Origin of the sequence: Dactylococcopsis salina PCC 8305 (genome assembly GCF_000317615.1) — a bacterium.
Lineage (GTDB): Bacteria > Cyanobacteriota > Cyanobacteriia > Cyanobacteriales > Rubidibacteraceae > Halothece > Halothece salina.
In genome coordinates, this window is record NC_019780.1 from 3371686 (window position 1) to 3384777 (window position 13092).

Here is a 13092-nt window from a genome sequence, read left to right on the forward strand (position 1 = left end):
ACAACGGATTAAGATACGATAGAGAACAGAAAGTAAAGAAACATAAACAAAGTTCACACTTAACGAGAGGATAATAAGCGCGTGTTTGCACTAACTGGCTATGAATACTTCTTGGGATTTTTATTAATCTGTTCTCTAATCCCTGTGATCGCTTTAACTGCTGCCAAACTATTACGACCCAGTAGCGGCGGTCCCGAAACCCGTACCAGCTATGAATCGGGGATGGAACCCATTGGTGGCGCATGGATTCAATTTAACATCCGTTACTATATGTTTGCGCTGGTGTTCGTGGTGTTCGATGTCGAAACAGTTTTTTTATACCCCTGGGCAGTTGCCTTTAATGAATTAGGACTTCTCGCATTTGTGGAAGCTCTAATTTTCATCGCAATTCTGGTAGTGGCGTTAGTGTACGCATGGCGCAAAGGAGCATTAGAATGGTCATAAATTCTGAATCAAGCATGAATCAAGGAACTTTAGAACAACAGCAGAAAGAAAAGATTATCAATCCCGCAACTCGTACTGGAGTGACTCAGGACTTGTCAGAAAACGTGATTCTGACTACAGTTGATGATCTTTATAACTGGTCTCGATTATCCAGTTTGTGGCCCATGATGTATGGGACGGCTTGCTGTTTTATTGAGTTTGCGGCGCTCATCGGGTCACGATTTGATTTCGATCGATTTGGCTTGTTACCCCGTTGCAGCCCCCGTCAAGCGGATTTAATCATCACTTCTGGCACGATTACCATGAAGATGGCCCCCGCGTTAGTGCGGCTTTATGAAGAAATGCCAGCACCGAAATATGTGATCGCTATGGGCGCTTGTACCATTACGGGCGGAATGTTCAGTGTCGATTCTCCCACCGCCGTGAGAGGGGTTGATAAACTGATTCCTGTGGATGCTTACATTCCAGGCTGTCCGCCTCGTCCAGAAGCGATTATCGACGCGATCATCAAGTTGCGGAAAAAAATCGCTAACGAGTCTATTCAAGAGCGTTCTGGTTTTATTGAACAAACCCATCGGTATTACAGCACCACTCACAACATGAAAGTGGTTTCTCCCATCCATGATGGACAATATCTCAGTAAAGGCACTTGGGAAGCTCCTCCGAAAGAGTTAGCGGAAGCAATGGAAGCTCCCATTTCTCAAGCGTTGAGTGAATCCCAAACGGAAAAAGAGGAGGCTTAAGGTGGCAACAGAAGAAACTCAAAATCAGAATGAGCAAGAAGCGTCACAACTGGTAGAAGCTGGGGCGGTGTCTTCTTGGTTGACTGAAAACAATCTAGATAACCAACCTCTGCCATTGGATCATCGCGGTGTAGAGATCATTCGTGTGGAAGCAGATGCACTGCTTCCTGTGGCGACAGCACTTTATCAAAATGGCTTTAACTATCTTCAATGTCAGGGTGGCTATGATGCGGGTCCTGGTAAGGAGTTAGTGAGCTTTTATCATCTGGCGAAAGTGTCTGATGATGCGGCTTCTACTGAGGAAGTTCGGATCAAGGTGTTTTTACCTCGTGATAACCCGCGTGTCCCTTCTGTTTATTGGATTTGGAAGGCAGCGGATTGGCAAGAACGGGAAACTTACGATATGTATGGCATCGTTTTTGATGGACATCCGAACTTGAAACGGATGTTAATGAATGAAGATTGGGTGGGTTGGCCCCTGCGTAAGGATTACGTTTCTCCAGAGTTTTACGAGATTCAACACGCTTACTGATTGTTACCAGACTCAATGACGCACTTCCTAGAATTGGGGAGTAATTAACTCGCTCATTGACTGTAGGGTGGGCATTGCCCACCCTACCTAATGACTAATTGGTGTTGGGTTTTGCTTCGCTCCACCCAACCTACACCTACACTACACCTACACTTCTAGAATTGGGGAGTAATTAACTCGCTCATTGACCGTAGGGTTTGCCTTGCCCACCCTACAAGATGTAACATCTACTTTTTAAATTGGTATTATGATTGGTGTTGGGTTTTGCTTCGCTCCACCCAACCTACACCTACACTCAACTTACAATTAATGTTGGGTTTCGCTTCGCTTCACCCAACCTACACCTGGATTATGGAGAATAGGGGACTCGAACCCCTGACCTCTGCGGTGCGATCGCAGCGCTCTACCAACTGAGCTAATTCCCCGTTCGATCGACCATCTTAACATCTGCAAACTGTTGTTTGATTCGTTCGAGTTCTAATTCTTGTAGATAATCCACTGTCCAGTTTGCTTGTCGCTGCATCATGTGAAATGGATAAGTATTCGCTACACCCACCACCTGCATTTTAGCCTGTTTGGCGGCTTCAATCCCACTGGGGGTGTCTTCAATAACTAAACATTGTTCAGGGGTTAAATTTAAGTCGGAGTAGAGTTCATTAAGTCTTTCTACCGCCGTTAAATACCCTTCTGGATCGGGTTTACTGTTCGTAATCTCATCACTGGTGACAATCACCGCAAAGGCTTCTTTAATTTTCATGCGATCGAGAACATACTCTACATTTTCTCGTCTCGCTCCTGTCACCAATGCAATCACTAAACCAGCCCCCCACAAATCACGAATAAATGCTTCTACGCCGCGATAAATGGGAAGCTGCTCCTTGGCTTCCAGATAGTCTTGATATTTCTGTGCTTTTTGTCGGAGAAGTTTGTCTAAATACTCCTCAGTTACCACTCTCCCTCGACGTTCAAGGATAGCAGATAAACAAGCGCGATCGGTGCGTCCTAAACAAAGCTGATTATGTTCTTCTGCATCAGGACGCAAATTTTCCCCCAACAAAATCTCTTCAATCAATTCTTTATGAATTGACTCATCTTTAATGATTACACCATTGAAATCAAACAATACCGCCTTTAAACTCATTTCTCCTCATCCTCAGTTTGGAGTGCTTCTAATTTTGCCAAACGACTAATCAAGTCTTGATTTTCCTTTTTCAATTGATCAAACTCTTCTCGTAACTCTTTCATCCCTTTTTCTGAACCTAACTTCTCTTGTACCGTTTTCACCGCTTCTTCCGCCATCCGACGCACTCGTCCATCAGGGGTTTGTGCGGCTAAGGTTTGTAAAATGGAAATGGCTGTCGAGGTTTGCATCTGTTTTAGGGCGTTTACCACTGACACTTGGGTGAGGAAGAAACTTTCTCCCGAAAGTGCGTCTAATTGTTCTAAAATCGTTTCTACTTGTGCTGATTCTTGACCTCTGGAAACCGTTCCTAAAGCACGAATCGCCGACAAACGCAACGACTGAGGCACGCCAGAATCAGTGTAGGGTAAAATCATCGTCATTGCGGTTTCAGAGGTTTTCATTTGCGATAACCCGCCGATAATTCCACCTCGGACAACTTCATTCCAACCGCTGCGGTTTTCTAATCCCTCACGGAATAACGCAATGACTTCGGTTTCTTTCTCTTTCAGACTTCCCGTCGCCATTTTTCCTAACACTCGAAACGCTGTGGCTTCAGTGTAATAACTCTCATCCCCTTGTTGCGCGACTTGTTTAATGGCTTGATAGCTTTCCTCGGTTTTGAAGTTTCCCAACCCTTCTAAAATCGATCGTCGCACTTTCGGGTTTTCATCTTGTAATCCTTTGATCAATTCTGGAATGGCTTGATTTAATTTGATTTTTCCTAACTGTTTCGCCACTTCTACACGCACTCCCCAAAAGGGATCATTGCTTAAACGTTCAGACAAGGCTTTAATCACCTCTAAACCGCCTTTTTTCCCTAATGCTTCGGCGGCGTAAATGCGGGAAGTAACGTCGGGATCGAATTTCAGTTGGGTTTTTAATTCGCTGACGGGATACTCTAAGGTAACGGTTTTTAGATGATAGTTACCTTGATCAAAGCTGATAAACTGCGGTTGTTGCGGTAAGGGAAAATAGAAGCTATGTTCTTTTTCATGGAGATGAAGGGAAAGGTATTCAAAACAAACTTCTTCTGCTTCTGAGACATAACCAAACGCAACAGGAATGGTGAGATCAAATAAGTCATTTTCGGTGACATCTTTGTCGGTTTTTCCCTGAGTTTGGGTGACTGTGAGTTTTGCTAATTGGTTGGTTGCGTCCCAGCTATAGTTTATTTTAAAGTCTGGATGTCCACCTCGGAAGACGTATTGGTCGAATAGTGGCGCAAGATTTCGTCCAGTGGCTTCATCAATGGCGCGTAATAAATCTACGGTTTCTACAGTGTGATGGGCGTTTCTTTGAACGAAATTATGGATGGCTTGCTTAAATCCTTCTTCTCCCAGTTGTCCTCGGATGAGATGATAGATACAAGCGCCTTTTTCGTAGAGGTGACGATCGTAAAGTTCGATCGCTTCCCGATAAACATTAGTAACGATCGGACGACGATAACGGGAAGAATCTTCACTGAGATAACTTCTGGCTTCGTTTAGGATGTAATACGCGGCATCATCTTTCCCATACTCGTTTTCTGTCCATAACACTTCTGAATAAGAAGCCATTCCTTCTTTAATCCAAGCATGAGACCAATGTTTGATCACAAGTAAATCTCCGAACCACTGATGCGCCAGTTCATGGGCGACTAAACTCTCAGCGCGAGTGTGATCTAAAGTGGCTCTCTCATCTAGCAAGCATCGATCGGTGAGTAGAGTTGTAGAAGTGTTTTCCATCCCACCGAAAATAAAATCTGCCACACACACTTGTGCATATTTGGGGTAAGGATAAGCATAACCAAACTGTTGGGAGAAAAACTCAATCATCTGCGGCGTTTTCCCCATTGTGCGTTTCGCGTCTGCTTCCCGTCCTTTTTCCACATAGTATTCCACAGGAACATCATTCCATTTATCCTCAATTTTGGCGAAATCTCCTACCGCGAGAGTCATCAAATAAGTGGGATGGACTTGATTTTGTCGCCAGTGATAAACGGTGTTTTCGCCTTGGTCTTCTGTGTTGACTAATTCACCGTTAGAAATAGCAACATAGGGTTTCGCGACTGTTACTCGTATTTCTGAAGTCGCCAGTTGTCCAGGATAGTCGAAACAGGGAAACCAGAAGCGAGAGTCTTCGTCTTCTCCTTGTGTCCAAACTTGTGTCGGTTTATCGGGATAGTCGGAATCGGGTTGGATAAAATAGAGTCCGCGACTGGGATGATCAACGCTGTAGTGGATGACGAGATCGATCGGGTTAAAAGTTGTCGGTTGTAGCAGTTGGATTTGGAGTTGTTTTCCGTCGTAATGGAAAGGTTGACTCACCTGATTGATTTTAACGGTTTCGATGGTTAAATCTTCTGCATCGAGGGTAAGCTGAGTAAGTCCCTGTTGAACGGGTTTTAGGGTGATGGTACTACTTCCTCGAAAACACTGGTTGGGAATATCTAACGTTAGATCAAGGAAGATGTGTTGGACATTGCCAGGACGATCGGGGGTGTAGTGAGGTTTCGCACCTGGAAGGATAAAGGATTTACGTTTGTTGTCTTCTGTATCAAAGAGAAAATAGCTATATTTCATTACTCAGGCTGTAACAGTTGCTGTATTTTTCTCTAGGGTAGCGTTAGAACTTGATTCCTCGCTGTTTATCTTAATCCGCAAGAAGACTCCCATCATCATCGGCATCTGAGCTTGTCGAAGATTTGATTTGATGGCAGAGCGTCAATTGTGTTATGTCTTGCGCGATCGCGCTATAAAAGTGTGATAGCATCTGATTAACTTCAGAACTTAACAATTATGTTGAATGTCACTTTTGATGAAATACAACAAAACCCCCAGAAATACCTTCAGCAAGTCGAAGCAGGTGAAACTCTGATTATTATTAAATCTGAGCAGCCGATCGCTGAAATCAAACCCATTGCCAATAGCAAATCGTTACGACCCTTTGGTTTATGTGCAGGTGAGTTTACTGTTCCCGATGATTTCGATGCTCCTTTACCTGAAGATTTGCTCAGTGGATTTGAAGGTAGATGAGGATTCTGCTGGATACACATATTTTTTTATGGTTTATTAGTGGCGATACTAGATTACTAAGCGATCTTCGAGATGCAATTCGTGATCAAGAAAATGAAGTTTATCTAAGCTCAGTTTCAATTTGGGAAGCAATTGTTAAATATCAGTTAGGTAAGCTACCTTTGCCAGAACATCCCGAAAGCTACTTGCCCAAACAGCGCGATCTTCATCAAATTTCTAGTCTTGCCCTTGACGAGAGTAGTGTGCTTCAACTGGCTAAACTCCCCCTATTACATCGCGATCCCTTTGACAGAATGCTGATCTGTCAAACCTTACAAAACGGTTTAACCATTGCAACAGTAGATGTAGCCATTCGTGCCTATTCAGTGAGCGTTATATAGTTTTGTAGTTTTGTAGTTTTGTAGTTTTGTAGTTTTGTAGGTTGGGTTGAAGGATGAAACCCAACAATCATGGCAATTTTCCTCTTGTTCAGGGGCGATCGCTGTTTTCAGGCATGATCGCCGTTAGATTTTATGAAGGGAAGGGAAGCTCGATCGCTCCTCTCTAACGTGACTGTGAGTCAGTTGACTGATAGTCTCACCTGATAGCAAACTAAGGATTATGGAAAAAGAAATCCTTCTAAAATTTGGAAACGCCTTATTTATCATGGTTAGGTAAACAAGCTAAAATAAGTTTCCGTGCATAAAATTTTCCCCCTGGATAACGAAATGGCGAGTTAGTTAGGGCTTACTGAATAAAACTGAAACCTTTACCCAATGAGGCTTTAAGGCTCTTAACCCCTCAAAAAAGTGCAAGGAAATTGAACGCTCAATAGTGAAAACCCTGCATCAAAACTTTGAAATCTTACCGATTAATCAACCCTCTTGCCTAAGGCAACTTGCCTCTTGCCTTACTAAACCAACCAATGGACTTTTTCAGCAAGCCCTAGTTAATCTTCTTTGAGTTTTCGTCATTGCGCTTGTTATAAGTTTGATTAGATTTAGTTCGCTTATTTACTCTTAATCCTAAACGGAGTGAGACTGTCAATCAACAAAAAACTGATTCAAAAAATAATGATGTTACCTTAACCAAAAATGTAGAATAGATACCAACCCTATGAAGATCAGTATATTTATCATGTTATGAGTCAAATTGAAATTCATTCCATAACCCTTCCCCTAAAGGTAGATGAAGCTGGAGGGATTCGCGTTGGTCAGACTCGCGTCACCCTTGACAGTCTGCTTGTAGCTTACCAAAGTGGCTCAACACCTGAAGAGATTGCCGTGCAATATCCAACGTTGACTCTAGCGGAAATTTACGCGGGAATTACATACTATCTTACTCATCCTCAACAGGTTGAGGAGTATTTAGACCAACGTCGTCATCAGGCTGAACACCGAAGACAGCAGATTGCTCGAGATAACAACTTAGTTGGTTTAAGGCAACGTTTGCTCGATCGCCGTCAATCCTAAATTGGTAATATCTCAGTGCGTTTACTAACTGACGAAAATTTCAATGGTACTATATCACGAGGCTTGATTAGGCGTTTACCTGACCTAGACCTAGTTCGTGTTCAGGATGTTGGCTTGATGAACGCTGATGACTTAACTATCTTGGAGTGGGCAGCCCGTGAACAAAGAATATTACTTACCCATGATGTGGCAACGATTACTATGTATGCTTATGATCGTGTCAACAAAGGACTAACAATGCCAGGAGTGGTTGAGGTAATAGCAACTGCTTCGATTAAGAGAATCCTCGATGACTTAGAATTGTTTGTTCTCTGTAGCCTACCAGAAGAATATGACAGCCGTATCCTTTTCATCCCATTTCCCTAGAATATTAGTCTTAGAACTTAATGCCGAGTTGTCCATTGACACCGCGCACCGAATGATAACCGACTCCCACAAATACATTACCTGGAGGACGCACTTGTAATCCCCCAGAGATCGCTACATCATCTTCTGCGTCAGAATACAAACCAACACCAACATAGGGAGAAAGCAAGGGAAAACTGACAAACTTTAGCACGTCAACACCAGTAGCGCCGTCTTCACGACCACCGAGTTCTACTCCAAAGTCAAACCAACGAACGCCGAGAGAATAACTAACGTCGCTGTCTTCTACACCGACTGCTCCCCAGCCTTGTGGGGTGAGTTGACTGGCGGCAGCTTGCGGAAAGGAAATTACTCCCATTGTGGCTAAAGTGAGGGTCGCAGTCACGGAGAAAGAGTCTAATTTCATAACCAAATTGAGTCGTCCTTTTTTCTTCAACCATACCGCGATCGAGTAACAGTTGGGGGTGAATTGAACTGATTACTGTAAAACGTAGGTTGGGTGGAGAAGACGAAACCCAACATCAATATTCGTTATTCGTTATTCGTTATTCGTTATTCGTTATTTGTTCACTGCTTACTGGTCACTGGGAGACGTTCCATACTTCGACAAGCTCAGTAACAGGAACGTCTCTACATTGGTCACTGATCACTGATTACTGCTTACTGATCACTGATCACTGGTCACTGGTCACTGCAATGGGTGGAGGAAACGAAACCCAACATTCTTTACCAATAATCTGTAATTCGGTCAAGTCGTATTAAGACAACTAATTAGACTCTCTCAATCAATTAGATTTTTATATCAAACCCTGTCCTTTACACTTCTTAACCATTTTTCGATCGGGAAAAATATTGAGCAACGGTCATCCGCAGGCTCCCGAACTTGGTTCGGGAGTACGGATGACGAGAATACGCCTTTTCAGCTATGATACTCGAAACAATAATCCCACGGGATGGTCTGTGCTTTCATCAATTTATCCACCTCAAAGACTGATGATTTCGTGGCTAGTTTTCAAATCTTGTCAAGTTTTTGGGAAAGAGTTTAAACCAATTTTTACCAGTCAATGTTACAGTTTGCAGCGAAGGGTTGACGAAAAAACGGTTTAATGCTGTGGGGAAAATCTTCTTGGCGTGACCCTGAGTCTCACCCCCTACATCATACAACAGTTGGGGGTGAATCGATCGCGATCGATCGGTTCTGTGGATTCGATCGAACGGTAAACCATGTGAGAGTAAATGTTACATATTGTAGGGTTTGCCTTGCCCACCCTACCCTCTACCTTAAGCCCCCCAACCCCCCAAGTTTGGCAGGGCTGTTTCATTCTCGGTGTTAAAATCGAAAGCGATCGCCTAAAACCCCTACGGGGTGGCGCGATCGCGCCAATTTCTTCTAATTTGGCTTTTTCTTAAGAAAAAAGCCGTAAAACCCCTGCTATTCCTAACATCTGGAATAACCAAAAAAATAGAATGAAACAGCCCTGCCCAAGTTTGGGGGGCTTAAATGTAACTTTACTTTTCCAAAATGGTATAAATCATTAAAAGCCTAATCATTACGCTTCATATTCTTGAACAGTGACATTCTCCCTCGGTGAATCAAAGATTACACCGAGGGCTTCTAGCCTCACAGCCAAAAGATTTCCTGCGTCGCACTGATCTAGGACTGGTTTCCCAATCCCCCGACAGATCGCTCTTGATGGGATTTCCCATCGGTAGCAGGCAGTTTCCTTTCCGACGAGTCCCGCCGTACTAAATCTTCACCTCGATTTCTTAAGACTTGAGCGGCTGCAACATCTCTGTCCGCTTCATAGCTACATTCAGGACAACTATGCACTCTAACGCTCAAGTCTTTTTTGACATGAACACCACAATTTGGACAAGTTTGACTTGATCCCCTTGCATCAACAACACTAAAAAACTTTCCACGTTTCCAACAGACTTGTTGAGTAATGGTTCGGAATTGTCCAAAACCGCCATCCAACATTTCTTTCCCAAGCATTCCTTTAGCCGTAATGCGGTAATCCAAATCTTCCATGAAGATCATGTCACCAGCATCGCACAAGGCGTGAGCTTGTTTATAGTGGAAATCTTTTCGAGTGTTACTAATTTTGTGGTGCATTCTCGCCACCTTGATGCGTTGTTTCTCGTAATTCTTTGACCGCTTTTGTTTTCTAGAAAGTCGGCGTTGCAGTAATCCCAACTTGCTTTGCATTTTCTTAAAAAACTTCGGCGGTTTGACGAGAACCCCATCACTGGTTGCTAAAAATTTCTCTAACCCAATGTCAACTCCTAAAGCGTGACCATGAGGTTGTGGTTCAGGAACATTAACATCTAATTGAATACAAACTGAAACATACCATCGGTCTGCTTTTCTGATGACTCGAACTTGCTTAACTTTGAATCCATCAGGAATTGGACGGTGAACATTGATTCTAACTTTCCCAATTTTTGGTAAGTCAATTTGCCAAATCCCCCCTTCTTTTCCCCCCTTTCTTGTTCATTTGCCCCCTGTTGACGAAAACTAACCAAAGTCCAAACTGGGATGCGAGTGTTCCGAATTCGTGCATAACCCTGACAAATATTCGGATGTTTTTGAATCGTGCGTTCAGTCAGCTTTTGCAGGAGTAGGGTGTAATCTTCGCTATCTAGGGATTCAATTAAATTAACCAGAGAATCAACTAAACGAGAATTCATCTTTTGCACTTCTCCTTTTTCCCTCATGGTATCTGAAACCTTAAAAAGGATTAGATTCGGTGGAGAAGACGAAACCCAACATCAATATTCGTTATTCGTTATTCGTTATTCGTTATTCGTTATTTGTTCACTGCTTACTGGTCACTGCAATGGGTGGAGGAAACGAAACCCAACATTTTTACCAATAATCTGTAATTCGGTCAAGTTGTATTAAGACAACTAATTAGACTCTCTCACTCAATTAGATTTTTATATCAAACCCTGTCCTTTACACTTCTTAACCATTTTTTGATCGGGAAAAATATTGACGAGATTACGCCTTCTCAGCTATGATACTCGAAACGATAATCCCACGGGATGGTTTGTGCTTTTATCAATTTATCTACCTCAAAGACTGATGATTTCGTGGCTGATTTTCAAATCTTGTCAAGTTTTTGGGAAAGAGTTTAAACCAATTTTTACCAGTCAATGTTAAAGTTTGCAGCGAAGGGTTGACGAAAAAACGGTTTAATGCTGTGGGGAAAATCTTCTTGGCGTGACCCTGAGTTTCACCCCCTACATCTTACAACAGTTGGGGGTGAATCGATCGCGATCGTTCGCTTAATCGATCGGTTCTGTGCATTCCACAGCGCGAGAAATGTTGTGGAGTGCAATCTCAGGACAGGTACGCTTACACAGACCCGTTAAGACATTACCCGGACCGATCTCTTTCAATTCCGAAACTCCTTCCGATGCGAGTTTCAGCAGTATTTCTCGCCAGCGTACCGTTCCTGTCATTTGTTCCATGAGACGGCTTTTGAGAGTAGTTGCATCGGTGGTGGGAGTAGGATCAACATTGGATAAAACAGGAACGATCGCGTCCCCAAAATTAACCTCATCTAGCAGTTGCTTAAAATCTTGGGCAACCCCTGCCATCAGGGGAGAATGAAACGCACCAGAGACATTTAAGGGGATTGCTCGTTTGGTTTTAACTTCCGCTAAAACCGCATCAACCGCTTCTGGTGTTCCTGAAATCACCACTTGTTGCGGACTGTTATCGTTGGCGAGAACCACATCACTATCTTGAGCGAGCGCTTCGTCTAATTGAGTGCGATCGAACTTCATTAGGGCAACCATCTTCCCACCAGCAGCAGTTTCCATCAATTTTGCTCGCTGCTGCACCAATCGTAAACCCGCTTCAAAACCAAACACTCGCGCCGCATACAAAGCACTGTATTCCCCTAAACTATGACCCGCGACATACTGGGGAAACTGTCGTCCTTCCTCCAGTAATAAATCAATGAGAATGGACTCCACCACATAGAGACAGGGTTGCGTGTAAAGGGTGCGAGACAGTTGTTCCTCTTCTTGATGACAAACCTCTAAAACCGACCAGCCGAGGATTGTTTCTGCTTGTTGAAATCGTTCCTTTCCCAGAGTTGTTTCTCCTAAATCGGTATCCATACCGACGGTTTGCGAACCCTGTCCAGGAAAAACGAAAGCAAGTTTACTCATTTTTCTTTGTTATTTACAATACAATTTTTAAGATTCAATTTGCCATTGTACGATCGCGCTGCCCCAAGTTAATCCCGCACCAAATCCAGACATAGCAATAATATCACCCGACTTTAACTTCCCCGCGTGTTGGGCCTCATCTAGTGCCAAAGGAATAGAAGCCGCCGAAGTGTTCCCATAACTGGCTAAGTTACTAATGACCCGTTCTGGGGGAAGATTTAAGCGTTGTGCGACCGCATCCATAATCCGTTGATTTGCCTGATGGAGTAACAACCAATCCACTTGTTCTGCCGTTAATTCGGCATGAAAGAGCGCCTTTAAGATCACCTCTGGCACTTTTTCTACGGCAAAGCGATAGACTTCTTTTCCTTTCATGGTAATCGGTTGATATTTTCCCTGACCGACAGTCACCTCCTCGGTAAGATTTTTCTCCTCTCCCTGATGATTTAGTGTCAAGGTATGATTGAGACTACCATCACTACAGAGTTCAAATCCCAGTAACCGATCGCGATCGGGGGCTGTCGCTTCAATGACCACTGCACCAGCGCCATCGCCAAATAAAATACAAGTGCTGCGATCGGACCAATCCACCCAACGGGATAAGATATCAGCCCCGATGAGTAACACTTTCCGATAAGCACCGGTGCGGATAAATTGTGCGGCATTAACCAAACCAAACACAAACCCCGAACAAGCTGCGGTCAGATCGAAAGCAACTGCTTGCGTCGCACCGATCGCCCTTTGAATACTCACCGCACTCCCAAACAAATCATCAGGAGTTGATGTGGCTAAAATCACTAAATCAAGCTCTTGCGGTTGGACTTGTGCCATGGCGAGGGCTTTTTGACTAGCTTCTGTTCCGAGGGTAAGTAAAGACTCCTTTGGCGTGGCAAGACAACGCTGTTGAATGCCAGTACGAGTGGTAATCCAATCATCAGATGTTTCTACCATCCGCGCTAAATCCTGATTGGTTAATCGACCTGCTGGTGCTGCCGAACCACTCCCCGTAATACCGATTCCTGCTGAATAAAATCCGTTCCTCATCCAATTTGATCACGGGTTTAAAACCCAGTCATTGACGACATCTGAAAAAAAGTTAAGCCTTTTGACCGCTCGCAACGAATAGTAAGGCAAAACCGAATCTCTTGTCAACTTTTCCCCAATTCTTAAAAAT

General features: G+C 43.6%; 17 protein-coding genes and 1 tRNA gene. 10 read left to right on the plus strand and 8 right to left on the minus strand.

Going from position 1 to position 13092, the window contains the following annotated elements; translation table 11 throughout:
- Positions 1-81: 81 nt before the first annotated feature.
- From ndhC to DACSA_RS16115, 3 genes are read left to right on the plus strand one after another with little or no spacing between them, the layout of a single operon-like run.
- Positions 82-444 carry a photosynthetic/respiratory NAD(P)H-quinone oxidoreductase subunit C gene (ndhC, locus tag DACSA_RS16105; protein WP_015230765.1) on the plus strand — a complete coding sequence of 121 codons (363 nt, stop codon included), beginning with the start codon at positions 82-84 and terminating at the stop codon, positions 442-444.
- A gap of 14 nt (positions 445-458) precedes the next feature.
- Positions 459-1187 (plus strand): NADH-quinone oxidoreductase subunit NuoB, encoded by a 729-nt coding sequence (gene nuoB / locus DACSA_RS16110; protein ID WP_041235544.1) that lies wholly within the window; start codon positions 459-461, stop codon positions 1185-1187.
- A gap of 1 nt (position 1188) precedes the next feature.
- The gene (locus DACSA_RS16115) at positions 1189-1719 is read left to right on the plus strand and encodes an NAD(P)H-quinone oxidoreductase subunit J (protein ID WP_015230767.1); all 531 of its coding nucleotides are present in this window, start codon (positions 1189-1191) and stop codon (positions 1717-1719) included.
- Between the two features lie 352 nt (positions 1720-2071).
- Here the strand turns inward: DACSA_RS16115 and DACSA_RS16120 are convergent.
- From DACSA_RS16120 to DACSA_RS16125, 3 genes are all read right to left on the minus strand, one after another.
- A tRNA-Ala gene (locus tag DACSA_RS16120) sits at positions 2072-2144 on the minus strand.
- Positions 2135-2860: an HAD family hydrolase gene (locus DACSA_RS19415; protein ID WP_015230768.1), complete on the minus strand. Its 726-nt coding sequence runs from the start codon at positions 2858-2860 to the stop codon at positions 2135-2137. Before DACSA_RS19415 ends, DACSA_RS16120 begins: the two co-directional genes overlap by 10 nt.
- Entirely contained in the window at positions 2857-5463 is a 2607-nt protein-coding gene (locus DACSA_RS16125) for a M1 family metallopeptidase (protein WP_015230769.1), read from the minus strand. Before DACSA_RS16125 ends, DACSA_RS19415 begins: the two co-directional genes overlap by 4 nt.
- Positions 5464-5679: 216 nt before the next feature.
- On the opposite strand from DACSA_RS16125, the gene DACSA_RS21755 reads away from it, so the two are divergent.
- The 4 genes from DACSA_RS21755 (at position 5680) to DACSA_RS16145 (ending at position 7733) form a co-directional block, all read left to right on the plus strand.
- Positions 5680-5916: a type II toxin-antitoxin system Phd/YefM family antitoxin gene (locus tag DACSA_RS21755; protein WP_015230770.1), complete on the plus strand. Its 237-nt coding sequence runs from the start codon at positions 5680-5682 to the stop codon at positions 5914-5916.
- Entirely contained in the window at positions 5913-6296 is a 384-nt protein-coding gene (locus tag DACSA_RS16135) for a type II toxin-antitoxin system VapC family toxin (RefSeq protein WP_015230771.1), read from the plus strand. The genes DACSA_RS21755 and DACSA_RS16135 overlap by 4 nt, the downstream gene beginning before the upstream one ends.
- Before the next feature lie 741 nt (positions 6297-7037).
- Positions 7038-7367, plus strand: coding sequence for a DUF433 domain-containing protein (locus DACSA_RS16140; protein WP_015230772.1), 330 nt, complete (start codon positions 7038-7040; stop codon positions 7365-7367).
- Between the two features lie 15 nt (positions 7368-7382).
- The gene (locus tag DACSA_RS16145; RefSeq protein WP_015230773.1) at positions 7383-7733 is read left to right on the plus strand and encodes a DUF5615 family PIN-like protein; all 351 of its coding nucleotides are present in this window, start codon (positions 7383-7385) and stop codon (positions 7731-7733) included.
- Between the two features lie 10 nt (positions 7734-7743).
- On the opposite strand, the gene DACSA_RS16150 is transcribed toward DACSA_RS16145, so the two are convergent.
- On the minus strand, positions 7744-8139 hold the full coding sequence (locus DACSA_RS16150) for a hypothetical protein (protein WP_015230774.1): 396 nt from the start codon (positions 8137-8139) through the stop codon (positions 7744-7746).
- 89 nt (positions 8140-8228) lie between these two features.
- On the opposite strand from DACSA_RS16150, the gene DACSA_RS21020 reads away from it, so the two are divergent.
- On the plus strand, positions 8229-8495 hold the full coding sequence (locus tag DACSA_RS21020; protein WP_156800828.1) for a hypothetical protein: 267 nt from the start codon (positions 8229-8231) through the stop codon (positions 8493-8495).
- Positions 8496-8969: 474 nt separating this feature from the next.
- Complete coding sequence (locus tag DACSA_RS21025) at positions 8970-9143, plus strand: hypothetical protein (RefSeq protein ID WP_015230775.1); 174 nt, start codon at positions 8970-8972, stop codon at positions 9141-9143.
- Between the two features lie 244 nt (positions 9144-9387).
- Here DACSA_RS21025 and DACSA_RS16155 read toward each other — a convergent pair whose 3' ends face one another.
- The gene (locus DACSA_RS16155; RefSeq protein ID WP_332248607.1) at positions 9388-10176 is read right to left on the minus strand and encodes an RNA-guided endonuclease InsQ/TnpB family protein; all 789 of its coding nucleotides are present in this window, start codon (positions 10174-10176) and stop codon (positions 9388-9390) included.
- Positions 10062-10424 carry a DUF433 domain-containing protein gene (locus DACSA_RS22310; RefSeq protein ID WP_232225114.1) on the minus strand — a complete coding sequence of 121 codons (363 nt, stop codon included), beginning with the start codon at positions 10422-10424 and terminating at the stop codon, positions 10062-10064. Before DACSA_RS22310 ends, DACSA_RS16155 begins: the two co-directional genes overlap by 115 nt.
- Positions 10425-10483: 59 nt before the next feature.
- On the opposite strand from DACSA_RS22310, the gene DACSA_RS22650 reads away from it, so the two are divergent.
- On the plus strand, positions 10484-10612 hold the full coding sequence (locus DACSA_RS22650; protein WP_269544610.1) for a hypothetical protein: 129 nt from the start codon (positions 10484-10486) through the stop codon (positions 10610-10612).
- A 412-nt stretch (positions 10613-11024) separates the two neighbouring features.
- On the opposite strand, the gene fabD is transcribed toward DACSA_RS22650, so the two are convergent.
- Together fabD and DACSA_RS16170 are read right to left on the minus strand one after the other, a co-directional pair.
- The gene (gene fabD / locus DACSA_RS16165) at positions 11025-11918 is read right to left on the minus strand and encodes an ACP S-malonyltransferase (protein WP_015230776.1); all 894 of its coding nucleotides are present in this window, start codon (positions 11916-11918) and stop codon (positions 11025-11027) included.
- 27 nt (positions 11919-11945) lie between these two features.
- Entirely contained in the window at positions 11946-12962 is a 1017-nt protein-coding gene (locus DACSA_RS16170; RefSeq protein ID WP_015230777.1) for a beta-ketoacyl-ACP synthase 3, read from the minus strand.
- Positions 12963-13092: the final 130 nt, after the last annotated feature.

What these genes read in the sequence shown, in the direction of transcription:
- nuoB (WP_041235544.1), top strand. Translation starts at nt 459, where the DNA reads ATGAATCAAGGAACTTTAGAACAACAGCAGAAAGAAAAGATTATCAAT.
- DACSA_RS19415 (WP_015230768.1), bottom strand. Translation starts at nt 2,860, where the DNA reads ATGAGTTTAAAGGCGGTATTGTTTGATTTCAATGGTGTAATCATTAAA.
- DACSA_RS16125 (WP_015230769.1), bottom strand. Translation starts at nt 5,463, where the DNA reads ATGAAATATAGCTATTTTCTCTTTGATACAGAAGACAACAAACGTAAA.
- DACSA_RS21755 (WP_015230770.1), top strand. Translation starts at nt 5,680, where the DNA reads ATGTTGAATGTCACTTTTGATGAAATACAACAAAACCCCCAGAAATAC.
- DACSA_RS16135 (WP_015230771.1), top strand. Translation starts at nt 5,913, where the DNA reads ATGAGGATTCTGCTGGATACACATATTTTTTTATGGTTTATTAGTGGC.
- DACSA_RS16140 (WP_015230772.1), top strand. Translation starts at nt 7,038, where the DNA reads ATGAGTCAAATTGAAATTCATTCCATAACCCTTCCCCTAAAGGTAGAT.
- DACSA_RS16150 (WP_015230774.1), bottom strand. Translation starts at nt 8,139, where the DNA reads ATGAAATTAGACTCTTTCTCCGTGACTGCGACCCTCACTTTAGCCACA.
- DACSA_RS21025 (WP_015230775.1), top strand. Translation starts at nt 8,970, where the DNA reads ATGTTACATATTGTAGGGTTTGCCTTGCCCACCCTACCCTCTACCTTA.
- DACSA_RS22310 (WP_232225114.1), bottom strand. Translation starts at nt 10,424, where the DNA reads ATGAATTCTCGTTTAGTTGATTCTCTGGTTAATTTAATTGAATCCCTA.
- fabD (WP_015230776.1), bottom strand. Translation starts at nt 11,918, where the DNA reads ATGAGTAAACTTGCTTTCGTTTTTCCTGGACAGGGTTCGCAAACCGTC.
- DACSA_RS16170 (WP_015230777.1), bottom strand. Translation starts at nt 12,962, where the DNA reads ATGAGGAACGGATTTTATTCAGCAGGAATCGGTATTACGGGGAGTGGT.